The sequence below is a fragment of the Streptomyces sp. DT224 genome (genome assembly GCF_049844595.1).
Taxonomy (GTDB): Bacteria; Actinomycetota; Actinomycetes; order Streptomycetales; family Streptomycetaceae; genus Streptomyces.
Genome location: NZ_JBNCLI010000007.1, coordinates 193287 through 213965 on the forward strand (window position 1 = coordinate 193287; position 20679 = coordinate 213965).

A 20679-nucleotide genomic window follows, 5' to 3' on the forward strand; every position below is an offset into this window, starting at 1 on the left:
GTACGAGACTGGGGGCGTGATCCGCACCGACGCCCTCGACCGGCTGCCCGTCCGCACCGCCGTCCCCGCCCTCCGGCGGGCACTGGACGACCGCGGGACCGCAGTGCTGTGCGCACCCCCCGGCACCGGCAAGACCACCCTCGTCCCGCTCGCCCTGGCCGGGCTGACCGGCGAGGGCCCGGTGCGCCGGGTCGTCGTCGCCGAGCCGCGCCGGATCGCCGCCCGCGCCGCGGCCCGGCGCATGGCGTGGCTGCTGGGCGGGAAGACCGGGGAACGCGTCGGGTTCACCGTGCGCGGCGAGCGGGTCGTCGGCCCGGACACCGTGGTGGAGGTCGTCACCACCGGGGTGCTGCTCCAGCGGTTGCAGCGCGACCAGGAGCTGGCCGGGGTGGACGCCGTGATCATCGACGAGTGCCACGAGCGCCACCTGGACGCGGACACGGTGGCCGCGTTCCTGCTGGACGTGCGCGCGGCGCTCCGCCCGGATCTGCGATTGGTGGCGGCGTCCGCGACCACGGACGCGGAGGGCTGGGCGCGGCTGCTCGGGGACGCCCCGGTGATCGAGGCGCGGGGGGTGTCGCATCCGGTGGAGGTGGTGTGGGCCCCGCCGCCGGCCCCGGTGCGGCCGCCGCACGGGATGAGGGTCGATCCGGCGCTGCTGGGCCATGTCGCCTCCGTGGTGCGGCGGGCGCTCGCCGAGCGGGACGGCGACGTGCTGTGCTTCCTGCCCGGCGTCGGCGAGATCGCCCGGGTCGCCGGGCAGCTGGCCGGCGTCGGGGCAGAGGTGCTCCAGGTCCACGGGCGGGCTCCGGCGGCGGTGCAGGACGCGGTGCTGGCCGGTTCGTCCGGGGGGCGTCGGGTGGTCCTGGCGACCTCGGTGGCCGAGTCCTCGCTGACGGTCCCCGGGGTGCGGACGGTCGTCGACTCGGGGCTGGCCCGTGAGCCGCGCACCGACCACGCCCGGGGACTGAGCGCGCTGACGACCGTACGGGCCTCGCAGGCGGCGGGCCGGCAGCGCGCGGGCCGGGCCGGACGCGAGGCGCCGGGGACGGTGTACCGCTGCTGGGACCAGGCGGAGGACGGCCGGCTCTCCCGCTTCCCGTCGCCGGAGATCCGGGTGGCCGACCTGTCGGCGTTCGCCCTCCAGGCGGCCTGCTGGGGCGACCCGGACGCCTCCGGGCTCGCCCTGCTCGACGCGCCGCCGGAGGGGGCGATGGCCGCCGCGCGCGAGGTGCTCGGCGCGGTCGGCGCGGTCGGCCCGGACGGCCGGGTCACCGAGCGGGGCGTGCGGATGTCCCGGCTCGGGCTGCACCCCCGGCTGGCCCGGGCGCTGCTGGACGGGGCGGCCGAGGTGGGCGGGCGCCGGGCCGCCGAGGTGGTGGCGCTGCTGAGCGAGGAACCGCCCCGCTCGTACGGGGACGATCTGGCGGCCGCGCTGCGCACCGCGCGCCGGGGCCAGGACGCGTATGCGGGGCGCTGGCGCCAGGAGGTGCGGCGCCTGTCGTCCGCGCTCAAGGGTGACGGCGGCGGCCGGTCCGTCCCGGACGACGCGGCGGTGGGGCTGGTGGCCGCCCTCGCCTTCCCGGAGCGGGTGGCGCGGGCGCGGGGCGGCGGCGCGTTCCTGATGGCGTCGGGCACGGGCGTGGAACCCGGCGAGGGCTCCGGGCTGCGCGGGGCGCCCTGGCTGGCCGTGGCGGTCGCGGACCGGCCCGCGCACGCGGCCTCCGCCCGGGTGCGCCTGGCGGCCGTCATCGACGAGGACACCGCGCTCCTGGCGGCCGGGCCGCTGCGGGTCGCGGGCGAGGAGGTCCGCTGGGACGGCCGGGACGTGGTGGCCCGCCGGGTGGAGCGGCTGGGCGCGGTCGAGCTGGCCGCGCGCCCGCTGAAGCGGCCCGATCCCGCACTGGTCCGGGACGCCCTGGTGGAAGGTCTGCGGCAGGAGGGCCCGGGTCTGCTGCGGTGGAGCCGGGATGCGGGGCAGCTGCGGGAGCGGCTCGCCTTCCTCCACCGGGTGCGGGGTGAACCGTGGCCGGACGTGTCGGACGGGGCGCTGCTCGCGGACCCCGGGGCCTGGCTGGAGCCGGAGCTGTCGCGGGCGCGGCGGCGCTCCGACCTGGCCGCGCTCGACGCGGGGCAGGCGCTGCGCAGGCTGCTGCCGTGGGCGACGGGCGAGGCGGTCCGCCTGGACGAGCTGGCGCCGGAGCGGATCGAGGTGCCGAGCGGTTCGCGGATCCGGGTGGAGTACGGCGGGGACCAGCCGGTGCTCGCGGTGAAGCTCCAGGAGCTCTTCGGCCTCCAGGAGACCCCGGAGGTGGCGGGCGTGCCGGTGCTGGTGCACCTGCTGTCCCCCGCCGGGCGGCCGGCGGCGGTGACGGCGGACCTGGCGTCGTTCTGGCGCGACGGCTACAAGGCGGTCCGGGCGGAGCTGCGGGGCCGGTATCCGAAGCACCCGTGGCCGGAGGACCCGGCGACGGTGGAGGCCACCCGGTTCACGAAGGCGCGCCTGAAGCGGGAGTGACACGGGTCAGCCCCTCGGCCGGCGGGCGGCGGAGGGGCTGACCTGAGGTGTCGTCCCGTGTCAGGAGGTGGCGGCGGCCGCGCGCTCCTCGACGGTCAGGTCGATGGTGACCGTGGCGCCGCCCTCGGTGGTGAGGCGCAGCTTGTACGTGCCGGCCGGGCCGTCCGCGTAGAACGCCGGGAGCTTCAGGCTGCCGTCGGCCGCCGTGGTGAGCTCGATGGTGCGGACGGGGTCGCCCGCGTCGTTCGTGCAGTACGGGCCCTTGTCGTTCACGGACGGGTCGTCGCCGTCGGTGATCACGGTGGCGGTGACGGCGACCTTGCCGGCGGCCTTGCCCTTGTAGGTGGCGGCGACGGTGATGTCGTCGAAGGTCTGACCGGCGACGGCGGTCAGCGTCGCGGTGCCGGTCCTGGTGAGGGCGTCGGCCTGGCGGGCGGTGACGGTCGCCTTGAAGGTGGTGGCGATGGAGGTGCCGGCCACGGTGGCCCGCACGGTGAACTCGCCGGTCTTCTCGCCCGCGTGGAGAAGCGGGGAGGACACCTTGCCATCGGCGTCGGTGGCGAGGGTGACCGCCTTGAAACCGCCTTGGAACGCGGTGTCGGTGTCGCCGACGACGGTGAAGGTGACCTTCGCCTTGGCCACCGCCTTGCCGAGGCCGTCGCGGGCCCGCACCTTGACCGTTCCGCCGAACTCTTCGCCGGCCGTGGCGGTCAGCGTGCCGGTGCCGTCGTTCTGCAGCGCCGCCACCTGCTGGGACGGGGTGGGCGCCGGGCTCGGGGTGTGCGACGGGGGCTTGCCGATGCCGCCCGGTGTGGAGGGCTCGGGGCTCGGGTCGGGCGGCGTCGTGGGACGCGTGGAACCGCCCGGCTTCGGCGTCTTCGACGGCGAGGGCGTCGGGGACGGGGACGGGGACGGGGTGCTCGACGGGCCGCCGCCCGGCCTGCTGGGGCCCGGGTGCCGGCTCGTCGGGCCGGTCGGCAGGACACCGGTGCCGTCGGGGACCTCGTGCGTGCCGCGGTTGTAGTAGGTGAACCAGGAGCGGACCGTACGCAGGTACACGTCGGAGTGGTTGTAGCTCAGGACCGCCCGGTCCAGGTCGGTGGCGGTCGACAGGTCGCGGTCGCCGGCGCAGAGGTAGCGTCCGGCCGCGAGCGCGGCGTCGTAGACGTTGTTGGGGTCCTTGCGGCCGTCCCCGTTGCCGTCCTGGCCCCAGGTCGCCCAGGTGGACGGGATGAACTGCATCGGGCCGACCGCCCGGTCGTGCGTCCGGTCCCCGTCGTAGGCGCCGTTGTCGGTGTCCTTGATCAGGGCGAAGCCGTTGCCGTCGAGGGCGGGGCCGAGGATCGGGGTGAGCGTGGTGCCCTGCGCGTCGACCCGGCCGCCGCGGGCCTGCCCGGACTCGACCTTGCCGATCGCGGCGAGCAGCTGCCACGGCAGCCGGCAGGCCGCGTCGGTGCCGGCGACGGTGTCCTGGGCCTTCTTGTACGCCGCGAGGACGGAGGTGGGTATGCCGGACTCCGCGCTGCCGGTCACCGGCAGATGGGCCGAACTGTCGGGCTTCTCCGGGGTGTTCAGCGGCGGCAGGTCCGTGTAGTACGGCGAGTCGCCGGAGACGCCGCCGCCCTGGTCGGCGGGGGTCGTGGAGCCCGCGGAGGAGTGGTCGCCGTCCGCCGCGATGCGCGGGGACGGGGCCCCGGGGGCCTGCGAGGCGGAAAGCGCCGCCACGGCCACGGCGGCCACGGCGGTGGTGGCCGCTCCCCTGTAGAACCGGCGACCGAATTGCGCTGCCATGAAGTGTGGACCCTCCCCCTTGTCGCTGTCGGCGCTCCCCTGCGCCTGGACTCAGGCGACCCTACGGCAAGTCCTCCGGCGCACACACAGCGGGCGGGCCGGTTCTTACCGCTTTCTCACCTTCCTGAACACAAGTCGTCCACGGGCGGACATTCCCGTGACGGACCTTCCTGCCCCACGGGCCACCCCGTGCCTGCCCCTCCGGGTCACGCATACTGCCCGCATGCCCTTCACGCTCAGCCATGCCGCCGCCGTGCTCCCGGTGATCCGGCGTGACGGCACGGGCCGTGGTCCGCTGCTCGCCTCGGCCCTGGTCGCCGGGTCGTTCGCCCCCGACCTGACGTACTTCGCGGACTCGGTGATTCCGGGCGCCATGGAGTTCGGCGAGGTCACCCACGCCGTGTGGGGCGTCGTCACCGTGGACGTCCTGATCACCGCGTCGGCGCTCGGACTGTGGCTGTTGGTACGCGATCCGCTGGTGGCGCTGCTGCCGCAGCGGTGGCGGGGGCGCGTGCACACCTGGCTGCGGGGCGCCGGGGCCTCGACCGGCCCCGGACGGCGGGAACTCGGCGCCCGGGACGCCGCGTGGTTCGCGGTGTCGGCGGTGACCGGGGCCGCCACCCATGTCGTCTGGGACGCCTTCACCCACCACGACCGGTGGGGTGTGCGGCTGGTGCCGGGGCTCGACGGCAGCGTGGCCGGGTACCCCGTCTTCACGCTCGTCCAGTACGGCACGTCCGCCCCGGCCCTGCTGCTGCTCGCCTGGTTCACGGTGTCGGGGCTGCGGCGGACGGGGGCCCGGCCGGTGCCCGCCTCCGTACCGGTCCTGACCGCGCGGGTCCGGGGCTGGGCGCTCGCCTCGATCGGGCTCTGCGCCGTGCTGGGCACCGCCCACCGGTGCGCCCGCTGGTACGCGTACCACGGGCACATCGACACGCCACTGGACATCATCCCCACGGCCTGCTTCGGCGCGGGCGCGGGCCTCGCGGCGGGGCTCCTGCTGTACGCGGCGGCGGTGCGGCCGGCCCCCGTACGCCGGGACACGACCGGGACCGGCCGGGACCTGTCCGAAGAGCCGGGCCCCGGCCGGAAGCGGTCAGTGCGCCGCTGACTCCCAGTCGCCGCCGACACCGACGGACACGTCCAGCGGGGCGCGCAGCCGCACCGCCCCGGACATCTCGTGGCGCAGGATGCGCTCGACCCGCTCCCGCTCGCCCTCGGCGACCTCCAGCACGATTTCGTCGTGCACCTGGAGCAGCATCCGGGACTTCAGCTCCGCCTCGGCCAGCGCCCGGTCGACGTGGAGCATGGCGACCTTGACGATGTCGGCGGCGGTGCCCTGGATCGGGGCGTTGAGCGCCATCCGCTCGGCGGTCTCGCGGCGCTGGCGGTTGTCGCTGTTCAGGTCCGGGAGGTAGCGGCGGCGGCCGAAGACCGTCTCCGTGTACCCGGTGGCCCTGGCCTCCTCCACCACGCGGCGCAGATAGTCCCGGACCCCGCCGAACCGCTCGAAGTAGGTGTCCATCAGGCCCCGGGCCTCGCCCGCCTCGATGTTCAGCTGCTGGGAGAGGCCGAAGGCGGAGAGCCCGTACGCCAGGCCGTAGCTCATGGCCTTGATCTTGCGCCGCATCTCCGGGTCGACCGCGGACTTGTCGACGCCGAAGACCTGCGAGGCGACCGTGGTGTGCAGGTCCTCACCGGAGGTGAACGCCTCGATCAGGCCCGCGTCCTCGGAGAGGTGGGCCATCACCCGCAGTTCGATCTGGCTGTAGTCCGCCGTCATCAGCGTCTCGAAGCCCTCGCCGACGACGAAGCCGCGGCGGATCGCCCGGCCCTCGTCCGTGCGGACGGGGATGTTCTGCAGATTCGGGTCGGTGGACGAGAGGCGGCCGGTCGCCGCCACCGTCTGGTTGAACGTGGTGTGGATGCGGCCGTCGGCGGCGATCGTCTTGATCAGACCCTCGACGGTGACCCGTAGCCTGGCCTGGTCGCGGTGGCGCAGCATCAGGACCGGCAGCTCGTGCTCGGTCTGCGCGGCCAGCCAGGCCAGCGCGTCCGCGTCCGTGGTGTACCCCGTCTTGGTCTTCTTCGTCTTCGGCAGACCCAGCTCGTTGAAAAGGATCTCCTGGAGCTGCTTGGGCGATCCGAGGTTGAACTCGCGGCCGACCGCCGCGTGCGCCTCCTTCACCGCCTGCTGCACGGTCCCGGCGAACTGCTGCTCCATCGATTCCAGATGGGCCCGGTCCACGGCGATCCCGTGCCGCTCCAGGCGGGCCAGCAGAATCGACGTCGGGAGCTCCATGTCGTGCAGCAGCTCCGCCGCGCCGACCTCCTTCAGCCGCTCCGTGAACGCGTCACCGAGATCCAGCACCGCACGCGCCTGTGCCATCAGGGCGTCGGCCTCCGCCCGGTCGTCGGCGCCGAACGCCAGCTGACCGTCGGCCGCGGCGGCCGGGGCCAGCTCCCGGCCCAGATACTCCACGGCCAGGGCGTCCAGCGCGAAGGAGCGCCGCCCGGGCTTCACCAGATACGCGGCGAGGGCGGTGTCCATCGTGACGCCGTCGAGGTGCCAGCCGTGCTCCGGGAAGACACGCATCGCGCTCTTCGCGTTGTGCATGACCTTGGGCCGCGCCGGGTCCGCGACCCAGGCGGCGAACGCCTGCTCGTCGGCCTCGTCCAGCTGCGCCGGGTCCAGCCAGGCGGCCGAGCCGTCGGCGGCGGCGAGCGCGACCTCGGTGACCGCACCGGTGCCGAGCGCCCAGGTGTCGACCGTCATGACGCCCAGCGGCTGCGCGCCGTGCTCCGCCAGCCAGGGCCCGACCTCACCGGTGGCGAGCACGGCCCCGTCCAGCTCGATCCCGGCGGCGGGCGCGGGCGGCTCGGCCTCCGCCGCGCCCGGGTCCACCGCGAGCAGCCGCTCGCGCAGACTCGGATTGCGGATCTCCAGTATGTCGAGGATGCCCGTGACCGCCGTGCGGTCGTAGGGTGCGCGCTCCAGGCCCTCCGGGGTCTTCGGCAGCTCCACGTCCCGGACCATCTCGGTCAGCACGCGGTTCATCTTCACCGCGTCCAGGTGGTCGCGGAGATTCTGCCCGGCCACGCCCTTGACCTCGTCGGCCCGCGCGATCAGCTCGTCGAACGAGCCGAACTGGTTGATCCACTTCGCGGCGGTCTTCTCACCGACCTTGGGAATGCTCGGAAGGTTGTCCGACGGGTCACCGCGCAGCGCCGCGAAGTCCGGATACTGCCGGGGCGTGAGGCCGTACTTCTCCACGACCTTCTCCGGGGTGAACCGGGTCAGCTCGGAGACGCCCTTGGTCGGGTAGAGCACGGTCACGTTGTCCGTGATCAGCTGGAACGAATCGCGGTCGCCCGTGACGATCAGGACCTCGAAGCCGGCCGCCTCGGCCTGCGTGGCCAGCGTCGCGATGACGTCGTCCGCCTCGAAGCCCTCGACCGCGAACCGGTCCGCGTGCATCGCGTCCAGCAGCTCACCGATCAGCTCGACCTGCCCCTTGAACTCGTCCGGGGTCTTCGAGCGGTTCGCCTTGTACTCCGGGAACTCCTGCGCCCGCCACGTCTTGCGGGACACGTCGAAGGCCACCGCGAAATGCGTCGGCGCCTCGTCACGCAGCGTGTTCGCGAGCATCGACATGAAGCCGTACACCGCGTTCGTCGGCTGGCCCGCCGCCGTCGTGAAACTCTCCGCGGGCAGCGCAAAGAACGCCCGGTACGCCAGGGAGTGCCCGTCCATCAGGAGCAGGCGCGGTCGGTTGTCTGCCGTCTTCTTCGATGCCGTCTCAGCCACACCCCGATCCTGCCACGGACCACTGACAATCCGGACCGGCCACCGCACGCGACGCCTCACCAAGCACCCGGCCCGCACCCCGTGCCAGGATCGGAGGACAGGAATCACCCACGGCGGACCCGCGAGACACCTCCCGGGGCCCCGCAGCCGGCTCGAAGGGGAGCACCATGGCCAGCAAGCCGCCCACAGGAGACCCCGTCCAGGACGCCCCCCGGGTCGGACCGGCCCAGCACTCGGCCGCCGGGCTGCCCGCCGTCGCCCAGAGCCTGCGCGTCGCCCAGCAGCAGATGGGCCTGCGCCGCACCGCGCAGACCCTCCTCAAGGTCAACCAGAAGGACGGCTTCGACTGCCCCGGCTGCGCCTGGCCCGAGGGCGACAAGCGGCACACCGCCGAGTTCTGCGAGAACGGCGTCAAGGCCGTCGCCGAGGAGGCCACGCTCCGCCGGGTCACCCCGGACTTCTTCGCCGCGCACCCCGTGTCCGACCTCGCCGGGCGCAGCGGCTACTGGCTCGGCCAGCAGGGCCGCATCACCCAGCCCGTGTACCTCCCCGAGGGCGCCGACCGCTACGAGGCGGTCACCTGGGAGCGGGCCTTCGAGATCGTCGCCGAGGAGCTGGGCGCCCTCGCCTCCCCCGACGAGGCCGTCTTCTACACCTCCGGGCGCACCAGCAACGAGGCCGCGTTCCTCCTCCAGCTCTTCGCCCGCGAGTTCGGCACCAACAACCTGCCCGACTGCTCCAACATGTGCCACGAGTCCTCGGGCTCCGCGCTCACCGAGACCATCGGGGTCGGCAAGGGCTCGGTCTCCCTGGAGGACCTCCACCACGCCGACCTGATCATCATCGCCGGGCAGAACCCCGGCACCAACCACCCCCGCATGCTCTCCGCCCTGGAACAGGCCAAGGCGGCCGGCGCGAAGATCATCTCGGTGAACCCGCTGCCCGAGGCCGGCCTCGAACGCTTCAAGAACCCGCAGACCCCGCAGGGCATGCTCAAGGGCACCCCGCTGAACGACCTCTTCCTCCAGATCCGGATCGGCGGCGACCAGGCCCTCTTCCGCCTCCTGAACAAGCTGATCCTGGAGACCGAGGGCGCCGTCGACCACACGTTCGTCACCGAACACACCCACGGCTACGAGGAGTTCGCCGCCGCCGCGGCCGACGCGGACTGGGGCGCGACGCTCGCCGCGACCGGACTCGACCGGGCCGCCATCGAACAGGCCCTCGCGATGGTCCTGGCCTCCGAGCGCACCGTCGTCTGCTGGGCCATGGGCCTCACCCAGCACAAGCACTCCGTGCCGACCATCCGCGAGATCGTCAACTTCCTCCTGCTGCGCGGCAACATCGGCCGCCCCGGCGCCGGCGTCTGCCCCGTGCGCGGCCACTCCAACGTCCAGGGCGACCGCACCATGGGCATCTTCGAACGGCCCGCGCCCGCCTTCCTCGACGCGCTCGACAAGGAGTTCGGGATCACCTCACCGCGCCACCACGGCTACGACGTGGTCCGCGCGATCCGCGCCCTGCGCGACGGCGACGCCAAGGTCTTCTTCGCGATGGGCGGCAACTTCGTCGCCGCCACCCCCGACACCGACGTCACCGAGGCCGCCATGCGCAACGCCCGCCTCACCGTCCACGTCTCCACCAAACTCAACCGCTCCCACGCCGTCACCGGCGCCCGCGCGCTGATCCTGCCCACCCTCGGCCGCACCGACAAGGACGTCCAGGCGAGCGGCAAGCAGTTCGTCACCGTCGAGGACTCCATGAGCAAGGTCCACGCCTCGCGCGGCAACCTCACCCCCGCGAGCCCCCACCTCCTCTCCGAACCCGCCATCGTCGCCCGCCTCGCCCGCGCCGTCCTCGGGCCCGGATCCACCACCCCCTGGGAGGAGTTCGAGAAGGACTACGCCACGATCCGGGACCGCATCTCCCGCGTCGTCCCCGGCTTCGAGAACTTCAACGCCCGCGTCGCCCACCCCGGCGGCTTCACCCTCCCGCACGGCCCCCGCGACTCCCGCCGCTTCCCCACCACCACCGGCAAGGCCAACTTCACCGCCGCGCCCGTCGAGTTCCCCGAACTGCCCGAGGGCCGCCTGCTCCTCCAGACCCTGCGCTCCCACGACCAGTACAACACCACCATCTACGGCCTGGACGACCGCTACCGGGGCATCAAGGGAGGCCGCCGCGTCGTCCTCGTACACCCCGGGGACGCCGAAGCCCTCGGGCTCGCCGACGGCGCCTACACCGACCTCGTCAGCGAGTGGAAGGACGGCGTCGAACGCCGCGCCCCCGGCTTCCGCGTCGTCCACTACCCCACCGCCCGGGGCTGCGCCGCCGCGTACTACCCGGAGACCAACGTGCTGGTCCCCCTCGACTCCACCGCCGACACCAGCAACACCCCCGCCTCCAAGTCCGTCGTGGTGCGCTTCGAACCCGCGCGCTAAGCGCTCGCTCAGGCGTCTGATAAGAACGACGCGGACGAGCACCACACAAGACGAAAGGCGGACCCATGGGCGAGCACACCGCACCCACGTTCCCCCAGGAGATCATCGACGAGTACGCCGCACTCGGCGTCGACCTGCCCGCGCTCTTCTCCGCCGGCCACCTCGGCGAGCGCATGGGCGTCCACATCGTCGAAGCCTCCGCCGAGCGCGTCGTCGGCACCATGCCCGTCGAGGGCAACACCCAGCCGTACGGGCTCCTGCACGGCGGCGCGTCCGCCGTCCTCGCCGAGACCCTGGGCTCCGTCGGATCGATGCTGCACGGCGGCCCCTCCAAGGTCGCCGTGGGCGTCGACCTGAACTGCACCCATCACCGCGGGGTACGAAGCGGCCTCGTCACCGGCACCGCCACCCCCGTACACCGGGGCCGCTCCACCGCCACGTACGAGATCGTCATCACCGACGAGCACGGCAAGCGGGTCTGCACCGCCCGCCTCACCTGCCTGCTGCGCGAGGCCCCCGCCCCCGAAGCCTCCTGACTCCGCGCCACCGCACCACCCCCCTGCCCGGCCGTGACCCAAAACGGCCGGGCAGCGGCATATCCGGGCACAACCACCGCCAGGAGCAAGGAAGTCGAACGGAGCACGGCTTCAACCCCCTTGACCCGGCGCCCCGTTCCATGGCCCACTCAGCTGCCACACCTCACCCGCCGCCACCACCACACCGCGTCGCCACACCCCCACCGACGTAACGCAGCGTAATCAACGGCCGGGGCGGAGCACCCTCGTCGCGACGCGACCGGCCCGGCCCCCAGCCACCGGGCCCCTTCGCCATGCCCTCGCACCCCCACACCGGACCCCGCCGCGCGACAGCAGCAAGATCACCTCAAGCCCCTTAGCAGAGCTGCGCGTTCTCACATTGCGGTCACTTCACGGTCCGGTAAAAAGCCGTACATGTCCACCCAGCCACCTCAAGCCTTGCTCAAGGGCATAACAAGACAGTCACATCCTTGGCCGGCACCCCTCCCGACCCCCACCACTGCCCTTAGAGTCACGGCCAGTCACCGCGCCGCCGGGCGCGTCTGCAAGCACGGCCCTGTACCAACCCAGTACGGCCCGGCGAACGACACGGCACCTCAAGCGAGGAGGCCGCGCCAGGGAAAGGACCTTTCGTGCGACACCGTTCTTTGCTCATCCTCACCACAGTGCTCACCACCGGCGCACTGACACTCACCGCCTGCGGGTCGCGCGACGACGACAACAAGAGCGACGGCAACGGCGGCAGCTCCAACACGACCGTCGTCATCGGCGTCGACGCGCCGCTCACCGGTGACCTCTCCGCCCTCGGCCTCGGCATCAAGAACTCCGCCGACCTCGCCGCCAAAACGGCGAACAAGGAGAAGACCGTCCCCGGCGTCACCTTCGAGGTCCAGCCGCTCGACGACCAGGCCCAGCCCTCCGTCGGCCAGCAGAACGCCACGAAGTTCATCGACAACAAGAAGGTCGTCGGCGTCGTCGGCCCGCTGAACTCCGGCGTCTCCCAGTCGATGCAGAAGCCGCTCAACGACGCCGGCCTCACCCAGGTCTCCCCCGCCAACACCGGCACCGAGCTGACCCAGGGCGACAACTGGAAGACCGGCGACAAGAAGCGCCCCTTCGCGACCTACTTCCGCACCGCCACCACGGACCAGATCCAGGGCGCCTTCGCCGCGAAGTACCTGTACAACAACGCGAAGATCAAGCAGGTCTACCTCATCGACGACCAGAAGCCCTACGGCGCCGGTCTCGCGGCCTCCTTCAAGGCGACCTTCACCGGCCTCGGCGGCAAGATCGTCGGCTCCGACCACGTCAACCCCGAGGACCGCGACTTCAACGCCGTCGTCACCAAGGTCAAGAAGTCCGGCGCCAAGGCCGTCTACTACGGCGGCGAATACCCCGCCGGCGCCCCCCTGAGCCAGCAGCTCAAGGACAGCGTCAAGATCCCGCTCATGGGCGGCGACGGCATGTACAGCGCCGACTTCATCAAGCTCAACAAGAAGGCCCAGGGCGACATCGCCACCTCCGTCGGCAAGCCCGTCGAGGAACTCGACTCCGCCAAGAAGTTCATCGCGGACTACAAGACCGCCGGCTACAAGGACGCCTACGAGGCTTACGGGGGCGGCACCTACGACGCCACCTGGGCCATCATCGAGGCCGTCAAGCTCGCCGTCTCCGAGAACGACGGCAAGCTCCCCGACGACACCCGCGCCAAGGTCCTCGCCGCCATGAGCAAGGTCAAGTTCGACGGCGTCACCGGCCCCGTCTCCTTCGACGAGTACGGCGACACCACCAACACCATGATGACCGCCTACCAGGTCGACGGCGGCAAGTGGGTCTCCAAGATCAGCGAGGCGTACAAGCCGTAACCGCTCCCGGGCACGCCCGACCCCAGACCGCGCGGGAGCGCTACGAGCACTCCCGCGCGGTGCCATATCCGAACCACTCCACGGAGGCCCTGCGGTGCACGAACTGCCGCAACAGCTGGCCAATGGACTCATCCTCGGCGCGATGTACGGACTCATCGCGATCGGCTACACGATGGTCTACGGAATCATCCAGCTCATCAACTTCGCCCACGGCGAGATCTTCATGATCGGAGGCTTCGGAGCTCTCACCGTGTACCTCTGGATGCCGGCCGGCTCCAACCTCCTCGCTATCGTCCCCCTCATGATCATCGGCGGCGTCATATGCTCCGTCGCCATCAGCGTCGCCGCCGAACGCTTCGCCTACCGGCCCCTGCGCAACGCCCCCCGGCTCGCCCCGCTGATCACCGCGATCGGACTCTCCCTCGCACTCCAGCAGGCCATCTGGAAGTGGTACCCCGACGCCACCAAGGACCGCCCCTTCCCGCAGTTCAAGGGCGAAGCCTTCAACATCTTCGGCGCCCACGTCCAGCGCGGTGACCTCTTCGTCCTCATCGCCGCCCCCGTCTGCATGATCGCCCTCGGGCTCTTCGTCTCCAAGACCCGCTCCGGCCGCGGCATGCAGGCCACCTCGCAGGACCCCGACACCGCCAAACTCATGGGCATCAACACCGACCGCATCATCGTCATGGCCTTCGCCATCGGTGCCGCGTTCGCCGCCGTCGCCGCCGTCGCCTACGGGCTCAAGAACGGCCAGATCGGCTTCAAAATGGGCTTCCTCATGGGCCTCAAGGCATTCACCGCCGCCGTACTCGGCGGCATCGGCAACATCTACGGCGCCATGCTCGGCGGAGTCGTCCTCGGCGTCGCCGAATCCCTCGCCACCGGCTACATGAGCGACGTACCCGGCATGGACCTCTTCGGCGGCGGCGCCTGGAAGGACGTATGGGCCTTCGTCCTCCTCATCGTCGTCCTGCTGCTGCGGCCCCAGGGCCTGCTCGGCGAACGCGTCGCGGACAGGGCGTGATACGGATGACCACCGCACTCCTCCCCCTCCCCGCCCCCGCCGCCCGCATCGCCACCCTCACCGGCGCCGCGGCCGCCCTCGCCGGCACCCTGCTCCCCTGGACCTGGACCTCCGAATTCCCCGGCGACCTCACCGTCACCGGCTACCCCGGCGGCCTCCAGGTCCTCACCCTCACCGGCGCGATCCTCACCCTGCTCCTCGCCCTCACCGGCTACGGCATCCCCGGACTGCGCTGGCTCACCCCCGCCGGCACCCACAGCCCCGTCCGCCTCGCCGCCCTCGCCACCTTCGGCACCACCGGCTACGCCATGGGCGCCATCTCCTACGAGCTCGGCGGCGTCGTCAACCTCGAACCGGGAGCCTGGGTCAGCGGCATCGGCGCACTCGTCGCCGTCATCGCCTCCCTCGCCCTCCCCTACGACGTCCCGCTCCCCGCCGACGGCCCCGCGCCGAACGCCTGGCAGCGCTTCCGCAACAGCCTCGCCGCACCCTCGGCACCCCGCGCCAAGGCCCTCCCCGCCTGGGCCGAGATCATCATCATCGCGGTCTCCTTCGGCCTCGCGCTGTACATCTTCACCTACGGGATCGACATCCCCACCGAGGACTCCGAACAGTTCATCGGCTTCCTCATCACCGCGGGCTTCGCCTTCACCGCACTCACCCGGGCCGGCCTCATCGCCCGCCTCACCGCGCTGACCGCCAAGCACCGCAACGTCACCCTCGCGGCAGCCCTCGTCGCCGCACTCTGCTTCCCCTTCACCCAGGACACCGCGGAATACGCCCTCATCGGCGTCAACATCCTCATCTTCGCCACCGTCGCCCTGGGCCTCAACGTCGTCGTCGGCCTCGCCGGCCTCCTCGACCTCGGATACGTCGCCTTCCTCGGCGTCGGCGCCTACACCGCCGCCCTGGTCTCCGGCGCACCCCTCTCCGCGATCGGCGTCAAGTTCCCCTTCTGGGCCGCCGTCCTCACCGGGGCCGTCGTCTCGATGATCTTCGGCGTCCTCATCGGCGCCCCCACCCTGCGCCTGCGCGGCGACTACCTCGCCATCGTCACCCTCGGCTTCGGTGAGATCTTCCGCGTCACCGTGAACAACCTCAACGGCAACAGCGGCCCCGACCTCACCAACGGCTCCCAGGGCATCCCCAGCATCCCCGACCTCAACCTCTTCGGGATCGACTTCGCCCTCAGCCACGACGTCGGACCCTTCACCCTCAGCAGGCCGGCCAACTACTACCTGCTGATGCTCGTCGTCACCGCCGTCGTCGTCCTGGTCTTCCGCCGCTCCGGGGAATCCCGCATCGGCCGCGCCTGGGTCGCCATCCGCGAGGACGAGACCGCCGCCACCGCCATGGGCATCAACGCCTTCCGGCTCAAGCTCCTCGCCTTCGCCCTCGGCGCCACGCTCGCCGGCCTCGCCGGCACCGTACAGGCACACGTCAACTACACCGTGACGCCCGAGCAGTACCAGTTCGCCGGCTCCGTGCCCCCGAACTCCGCGTTCCTCCTCGCCGCCGTCATCCTCGGCGGCATGGGAACCCTCAGCGGACCCTTCGTCGGCGCCGCACTCCTCTACCTCATCCCGGCCAAGCTCCAGTTCATGCAGGACTACCAGCTCTTCCTCTTCGGAATCGCGCTCGTCCTCCTGATGCGCTTCCGGCCCGAGGGCCTGGTCGCCGACCGCAGGAAGCAGCTCGAATTCCACGAGACCGACCAGCTCGACGTGCCCACACCCCGGAAGTCCGACGAAACGGACGCCGGCATCGCCAAGGCGGGGGCGTAACACCATGACCACCACCACGAAGACCGCCACCGGGACGACCGTCCTGGACGCCAGCGGGGTCACCATGCGCTTCGGCGGCCTCACCGCCGTCCGCGACGTCGACCTCCAGGTCAACACCGGCGAAATCGTCGGCCTCATCGGCCCCAACGGCGCCGGCAAGACCACCTTCTTCAACTGCCTCACCGGCCTCTACGTCCCCACCGAGGGCAAGGTCAGCTACAAGGGCACCGTCCTGCCGCCCAAGCCCCACCTCGTCACCAAGGCCGGCATCGCCCGCACCTTCCAGAACATCCGGCTCTTCGCCAACATGACCGTCCTGGAGAACGTCCTCGTCGGACGCCACACCAGGACCAAGGAAGGGCTCTGGTCCGCCCTGCTCCACCTGCCCGGCTACCGGGCCGCCGAGAACTCCAGCCGCGAACGCGCCATGGAACTCCTGGAGTTCATCGGCCTCCAGGACAAGGCCGACCACCTCGCGCGCAACCTCCCCTACGGAGACCAGCGCAAACTGGAGATCGCCCGCGCCCTCGCCAGCGACCCCGGACTCCTCCTCCTGGACGAGCCCACCGCCGGCATGAACCCCCAGGAGACCCGCGTCACCGAAGAGCTCATCTTCGCGATCCGGGACCAGGGCATCGCCGTTCTCGTCATCGAGCACGACATGCGCTTCATCTTCAACCTCTGCGACCGCGTCGCCTGCCTCGTCCAGGGCGAGAAACTCGTCGAAGGCACCGCGTCCGAGGTCCAGAGCGACGAACGCGTCATCGCCGCCTACCTCGGCACCCCCTTCGAAGGCGCCCCCGGCGCGGAGGAAGTCGCCGAGGTCGAAGCGGCCGAAGCCCACACGAGCACGGAAGAGACGGAAGAGGAGGGCAACCGATGACCGCACTGCTGGAGGTCGAGGACCTCCGCGTCGCCTACGGCAAGATCGAAGCCGTCAAGGGCATCTCGTTCACCGTCGAGACCGGCCAGGTGGTCACCCTCATCGGCACCAACGGCGCCGGCAAGACCACCACCCTGCGCACCCTCTCCGGGCTGCTCAAACCGCTCAGCGGCCGCATCCTCTTCGAGGGCAAACCGCTCACCAACGTCCCGGCGCACAAGATCGTCTCCCTGGGCCTCGCCCACTCCCCCGAGGGACGCCACATCTTCCCCCGGCTGACGATCACGGAGAACCTCCTCCTCGGCGCGTACCTGCGCAACGACAAGGCGGGCATCGAGAAGGACGTCCAGCGCGCCTACGACCTCTTCCCCATCCTCGGGGAACGCCGCAAGCAGGCCGCCGGAACGCTCTCCGGCGGCGAGCAGCAGATGCTCGCCATGGGCCGGGCGATGATGTCCCAGCCCAAGCTGCTCATGCTCGACGAGCCGTCCATGGGCCTCTCGCCGATCATGATGCAGAAGATCATGGAGACCATCGTCGAACTCCGCGCCTCCGGCACGACGATCCTCCTGGTCGAGCAGAACGCCCAGGCCGCGCTGTCGCTGGCCGACCAGGGGCACGTCATGGAGATCGGCAAGATCGTCCTCTCCGGCACCGGGGCGGACCTCCTCCACGACGAGTCCGTCCGCAAGGCGTACCTGGGCGAGGACTGAGCGTCCACGGATACGAGGAAGGCCCGCGCCTCTGGCGCGGGCCTTCCTCGTCTGCGTTACGGGTCCTACTCGGCGGCCTTCTTCTTCTCCTCGGCGTCCGCGATCAGCGCCTCGGCGAGCTGCTGCATCGACAGCCGGCGGTCCATGGACGTCTTCTGGATCCACCGGAACGCCTCCGGCTCGGACAGCCCGTAGTCCGTCTGGAGGATGCTCTTCGCCCGGTCCACCAGCTTCCGCGTCTCCAGCCGCTGGGCGAGGTCGGCGACCTCGTTCTCCAGGGCCTTCAGCTCGGAGAACCGGGAGACGGCCATCTCGATCGCCGGGACGACGTCGCTCTTGCTGAACGGCTTCACGAGGTACGCCATCGCCCCGGCGTCCCGGGCACGCTCCACGAGGTCCCGCTGCGAGAACGCGGTGAGCATGAGCACCGGCGCGATGGACTCCTCGGCGATCTTCTCGGCGGCGGAGATCCCGTCGAGGACCGGCATCTTCACGTCCAGGATGACCAGGTCCGGCTTGTGCTCCCGCGCCAGCTCGACAGCCTGCTGCCCGTCCCCGGCCTCGCCGACGACGGAGTAGCCCTCTTCTTCGAGCATCTCTTTGAGGTCGAGGCGGATGAGCGCCTCGTCCTCGGCGATGACGACACGGGTCGTCAGCGGCGGGACGTGCGACTTGTCGTCGTCGGCGACGGGCTGGGGCGACTCGGGGGTGGTCACGGGGCTCCTTGGTCCAGGGCAGGGACTGCTGCGAAGCAGCCTACCTACCTGCTGTCTGCTTCTGTTACCAGGTACACTTCTGCCCGGGTTGCCTAGCCGGGTTGGCGCAACTGGTTGACGCGGAGGTCTCAAACACCTCTGTCCGAAAGGACGTGTGGGTTCGAATCCCATACCCGGCACATTTCCGGAAAGCGGATGTTCACGTTCTCGTGAACATCCGCTTTTTGCTGCGCGCGACAAGTTCGGACTGCTCATCCTATTCCCATGAACTTCCACGGCCCGGAATTACGGCAGAAGGCCCTTACTCTGCTGCGCGGCGGCGCGCGCAACGCGGATGTCTCGCGGAAGCTGAACGTGCCCGCCGGCACGATCAGCTACTGGAAACACATGGACCGAGCCAAGCGCGGCGAGCCTACGAGAACCCGCTACCACCTCTGCCCTCGATGTGATGGTGGGCTCGATCAGGCCGCCTACTCCTACCTTCTCGGCCTGTACTTGGGCGACGGGCACATCATTCAGAACAAGGCCATGAAAACGCCCAGTCTGTCCGTCTTCTGCGCCGAATCCTGGCCAGGCCTGATGGCCGAGTGCGAGAACGCGATGCGCGCCGTTCTCTCCGAGAACTCGGTGTGCCAAGTACGCAGGAAGGGGTGCCGGGAAGTGAAGGTCTACTCGAAACACCTGTGGTGCCTCTTTCCCCAACACGGCCCCGGCATGAAGCACACCCGCCGCATTGCCCTCGAACCCTGGCAGCAGGACATCGTCGACGCCCACCCCTGGGACTTCATTCGCGGACTCATCCACTCCGACGGCTGTCGGACCATGAACTGGACGACCAGGGTGGTCGGTGGCGTGAAGAAGCGGTACGAATACCCCCGGTACTGGTTCACCAACGTCTCGGACGACATCCGGCGGCTCTACACCGACACCCTCGACAAGCTCGGCATCGAGTGGACGCACTGCACGCGTGCGGGCAAGGAGTACAACATCTCCGTCGCCCGACGGGCGTCCGTAGCCCTCATGGACGCTCACGTCGGGCCGAAATACTGAGCCGCCCCGCTACTTCGGGCTGTCGTCCTCGCCGATGTGGTGCACCCGGACCAGGTTCGTGGAGCCCGCGACACCAGGCGGGGAGCCGGCCGTGATGACGACCACGTCGCCCTTCTGGCAGCGGCCGATCTTCAGCAGTTCCTCGTCCACCTGGGCGACCATCGCGTCCGTCGAGTCCACGTGCGGACCCAGGAACGTCTCCACGCCCCACGTCAGGTTCAGCTGGGAGCGGGTCGCCGGGTCCGGGGTGAAGGCCAGGAGGGGAATCGGGGAGCGGTAGCGCGACAACCGCTTCACCGTGTCGCCGCTCTGGGTGAAGGCCACCAGGAACTTCGCGCCGAGGAAGTCACCCATCTCCGCCGCCGCGCGGGCCACCGCGCCGCCCTGGGTGCGGGGCTTGTTGCGCTCGGTCAGCGGCGGGAGCCCCTTCGCGAGGATGTCCTCCTCGGCCGCCTCCACGATGCGGGACATCGTGCGGACCGTCTCGATCGCGTACGTGCCGACGCTCGTCTCGCCGGAGAGCATCACCGCGTCGGTGCCGTCGATGACGGCGTTCGCGACGTCGGACGCCTCGGCGCGGGTGGGCCGGGAGTTGTCGATCATCGAGTCGAGCATCTGCGTCGCGACGATGACCGGCTTGGCGTTGCGCTTGGCGAGCTTGATCGCGCGTTTCTGGACGATCGGGACCTGCTCCAGCGGCATTTCGACGCCGAGGTCGCCGCGGGCGACCATGATGCCGTCGAAGGCGGCGACGATGTCCTCGATGTTCTCGACGGCCTGCGGTTTCTCGACCTTGGCGATGACGGGGAGGCGGCGGCCCTCCTCGTCCATGACGCGGTGGACGTCCTCGATGTCGCGGCCGCTGCGGACGAAGGAGAGGGCGATGATGTCGGCGCCCGTGCGGATGGCCCAGCGCAGGTCCTCGATGTCCTTCTCGGAGAGCGCGGGGACGGAGACGGCGACGCCGGGGAGGTTGAGGCCCTTGTGGTCGGAGACCATGCCGCCCTCGATCACGGTGGTCCGGACGCGGGGGCCGTCGACCTCGGTGACCTCCAGGGTGACGCGGCCGTCGTCGATCAGGATGCGCTCACCGGGGGTGACGTCGGCGGCGAGGCCGCTGTACGTCGTACCGCAGCCGTCGCGGTCGCCGTCCATCGGCTCGACGGTGATGGTGAAGTCGTCGCCGCGTTCAAGGAGTACGGGGCCTTCGCGGAAGCGTCCGAGGCGGATCTTCGGGCCTTGAAGGTCGGCGAGGACGCCGACGCTGCGGTGTGCCTCGTCGGACGCTTCGCGTACGCGGTGATACCGCGCTTCGTGTTCGGCGTAGCTGCCGTGGCTGAGGTTGAGGCGGGCGATGTCCATTCCCGCTTCGACGAGGGCCTTGATCTGGTCGTATGAGTCGGTTGCGGGTCCCAGGGTGCAAACGATTTTGGCTCGGCGCATGGTTCGAGCCTAGACCTTACCTATGGGTAGGTAATTGGCTCTGTATGACTGCTCAACCACCTTTGCGTAAAGGGTTATTGCCAAGTGTTGAATTGTGCGGCGGCGTG

Annotated in this window: 14 protein-coding genes and 1 tRNA gene; 11 read left to right on the top strand and 4 right to left on the bottom strand. The window is 70.8% G+C overall.

Translation table 11 applies throughout. The features are described 5' to 3' along the window. Window positions 1-16 precede the first annotated feature (16 nt). Window positions 17-2518 carry an ATP-dependent helicase HrpB gene (gene hrpB / locus ACLQ2N_RS19170; RefSeq protein WP_425814545.1) on the top strand — a complete coding sequence of 834 codons (2502 nt, stop codon included), beginning with the start codon at window positions 17-19 and terminating at the stop codon, window positions 2516-2518. 60 nt (window positions 2519-2578) lie between these two features. Here hrpB and ACLQ2N_RS19175 read toward each other — a convergent pair whose 3' ends face one another. Beyond that, a complete protein-coding gene (locus ACLQ2N_RS19175; RefSeq protein ID WP_425814547.1) occupies window positions 2579-4309 on the bottom strand; it encodes a lytic murein transglycosylase in 1731 nt (576 codons plus the stop codon). Between the two features lie 223 nt (window positions 4310-4532). On the opposite strand from ACLQ2N_RS19175, the gene ACLQ2N_RS19180 reads away from it, so the two are divergent. Then, complete coding sequence (locus tag ACLQ2N_RS19180; RefSeq protein WP_425814549.1) at window positions 4533-5420, top strand: DUF4184 family protein; 888 nt, start codon at window positions 4533-4535, stop codon at window positions 5418-5420. On the opposite strand, the gene polA is transcribed toward ACLQ2N_RS19180, so the two are convergent. After that, window positions 5406-8117 (bottom strand): DNA polymerase I, encoded by a 2712-nt coding sequence (gene polA / locus ACLQ2N_RS19185; RefSeq protein WP_425814551.1) that lies wholly within the window; start codon window positions 8115-8117, stop codon window positions 5406-5408. The genes ACLQ2N_RS19180 and polA overlap by 15 nt on opposite strands. 167 nt (window positions 8118-8284) lie before the next feature. Between polA and ACLQ2N_RS19190 the strand changes: the two genes are divergently transcribed. The 7 genes from ACLQ2N_RS19190 (at window position 8285) to ACLQ2N_RS19220 (ending at window position 17363) form a co-directional block, all read left to right on the top strand. Beyond that, the gene (locus ACLQ2N_RS19190) at window positions 8285-10558 is read left to right on the top strand and encodes an FdhF/YdeP family oxidoreductase (protein ID WP_425814553.1); all 2274 of its coding nucleotides are present in this window, start codon (window positions 8285-8287) and stop codon (window positions 10556-10558) included. A gap of 65 nt (window positions 10559-10623) precedes the next feature. Further along, window positions 10624-11094, top strand: a complete 471-nt coding sequence (locus ACLQ2N_RS19195) for a PaaI family thioesterase (protein ID WP_425814555.1) — start codon at window positions 10624-10626, stop codon at window positions 11092-11094. A 647-nt stretch (window positions 11095-11741) separates the two neighbouring features. After that, complete coding sequence (locus ACLQ2N_RS19200) at window positions 11742-12959, top strand: branched-chain amino acid ABC transporter substrate-binding protein (RefSeq protein ID WP_425815021.1); 1218 nt, start codon at window positions 11742-11744, stop codon at window positions 12957-12959. 94 nt (window positions 12960-13053) lie between these two features. Further along, window positions 13054-13983, top strand: a complete 930-nt coding sequence (locus ACLQ2N_RS19205) for a branched-chain amino acid ABC transporter permease (protein ID WP_425814557.1) — start codon at window positions 13054-13056, stop codon at window positions 13981-13983. A 5-nt stretch (window positions 13984-13988) separates the two neighbouring features. Beyond that, window positions 13989-15767 (top strand): branched-chain amino acid ABC transporter permease, encoded by a 1779-nt coding sequence (locus ACLQ2N_RS19210; RefSeq protein WP_425814559.1) that lies wholly within the window; start codon window positions 13989-13991, stop codon window positions 15765-15767. Window positions 15768-15771: 4 nt separating this feature from the next. Beyond that, window positions 15772-16650 (top strand): ABC transporter ATP-binding protein, encoded by an 879-nt coding sequence (locus tag ACLQ2N_RS19215; RefSeq protein ID WP_425814561.1) that lies wholly within the window; start codon window positions 15772-15774, stop codon window positions 16648-16650. Further along, window positions 16647-17363: an ABC transporter ATP-binding protein gene (locus ACLQ2N_RS19220; RefSeq protein ID WP_425814563.1), complete on the top strand. Its 717-nt coding sequence runs from the start codon at window positions 16647-16649 to the stop codon at window positions 17361-17363. Before ACLQ2N_RS19215 ends, ACLQ2N_RS19220 begins: the two co-directional genes overlap by 4 nt. A 65-nt stretch (window positions 17364-17428) precedes the next feature. Here ACLQ2N_RS19220 and ACLQ2N_RS19225 read toward each other — a convergent pair whose 3' ends face one another. Next, the gene (locus ACLQ2N_RS19225) at window positions 17429-18079 is read right to left on the bottom strand and encodes an ANTAR domain-containing response regulator (RefSeq protein WP_018518762.1); all 651 of its coding nucleotides are present in this window, start codon (window positions 18077-18079) and stop codon (window positions 17429-17431) included. Window positions 18080-18174: 95 nt separating this feature from the next. On the opposite strand from ACLQ2N_RS19225, the gene ACLQ2N_RS19230 reads away from it, so the two are divergent. Both ACLQ2N_RS19230 and ACLQ2N_RS19235 read left to right on the top strand, forming a co-directional pair. Continuing rightward, window positions 18175-18258, top strand: a tRNA-Leu gene (locus ACLQ2N_RS19230). A gap of 85 nt (window positions 18259-18343) precedes the next feature. Further along, a complete protein-coding gene (locus ACLQ2N_RS19235) occupies window positions 18344-19129 on the top strand; it encodes a helix-turn-helix domain-containing protein (protein WP_425814565.1) in 786 nt (261 codons plus the stop codon). 9 nt (window positions 19130-19138) lie between these two features. Here the strand turns inward: ACLQ2N_RS19235 and pyk are convergent, their stop codons facing one another. Continuing rightward, a complete protein-coding gene (gene pyk, locus ACLQ2N_RS19240) occupies window positions 19139-20572 on the bottom strand; it encodes a pyruvate kinase (RefSeq protein WP_425814567.1) in 1434 nt (477 codons plus the stop codon). Between the last annotated feature and the right edge of the window lie 107 nt (window positions 20573-20679).